Source organism: Methylobacterium longum, assembly GCF_022179385.1.
Taxonomy (GTDB): Bacteria; Pseudomonadota; Alphaproteobacteria; order Rhizobiales; family Beijerinckiaceae; genus Methylobacterium; species Methylobacterium longum.
In genome coordinates, this window is sequence record NZ_BPQS01000163.1 from 1 (window position 1) to 760 (window position 760).

The 760-nt window shown below is 69.6% G+C and carries 1 protein-coding gene; it reads right to left on the bottom strand.

All coding sequences use genetic code 11. The annotated features are described in order from the left end of the window. Positions 1-16 precede the first annotated feature (16 nt). A protein-coding gene (locus MFF58_RS31885; protein WP_238294337.1) for an IS5 family transposase occupies positions 17-760 on the bottom strand; the annotation gives its coding sequence in 2 pieces (ribosomal slippage) (positions 17-438 and positions 438-760; 745 coding nt annotated over the 2 pieces). This gene is flagged as partial in the annotation.

Below are 760 nucleotides of genomic sequence, written 5' to 3' on the forward strand. Positions count from 1 at the left end.
TAGGGTTTGGACTCGATCAGCACCAGAAGGCGATGATTGCAGCCAGGGCGACGGCTGAGGCGTAGTTGCGAGCGAGCTTGTCGTACCGGGTGGCGATGCGGCGGAAGTCCTTGAGGCGGTTGAACGTCGCCTCGATGCGCCAGCGCTCCCGGTAGCGCCGCTTGTCGTGCCGGATCCTTCTCTTGCGGCTGCGCTTGCCCGGGATGATCGGCATGATGCCGCTTCTGCGTAGGTCAGCGCGCAGCCAATCGGCGTCGTAGCCCTTGTCGGCGCTCAGGCGGCGGATCCGGCCCGGCGCTTCGGCTAGGACGGCCGGAGCGGCGGTGACATCGCTGGCGTTGCCGGGCGTCAGCAGGAGCACGCCGGGCCGGCCGAGGACATCGGTGAGGGCATGGACCTTGGTCGTCTGGCCGCCGCGCGACGGGCCGATGGCCTGGGCCTGCGCCCCCCTTTCCCGCCGTGCGCCGAGCGATGTGCTCGCACGTAGGTGCTGTCGATGGCAGCCGCCTCGCCCGACCAGCCGGCCTTGGCCAGGGCCGCCAACATCGCCGTCCAGAAGCCACGCCGGGACCAGCGGTTGAAGCGGTTGTAGACGGTCGTGCGAGGCCCGTACGCGGCGGGGCAGTCACGCCAGCGGCAGCCCGAGGTGAGCACGTGCAGGATGCCGGAGATGATCTGCCGGTCGTCTTTCCGCTCCGGTCCGGGCTGATCCTTGGGCATGAACGGGGCCATTACCGCCCACTGCTCGTCCGAGAGCCAG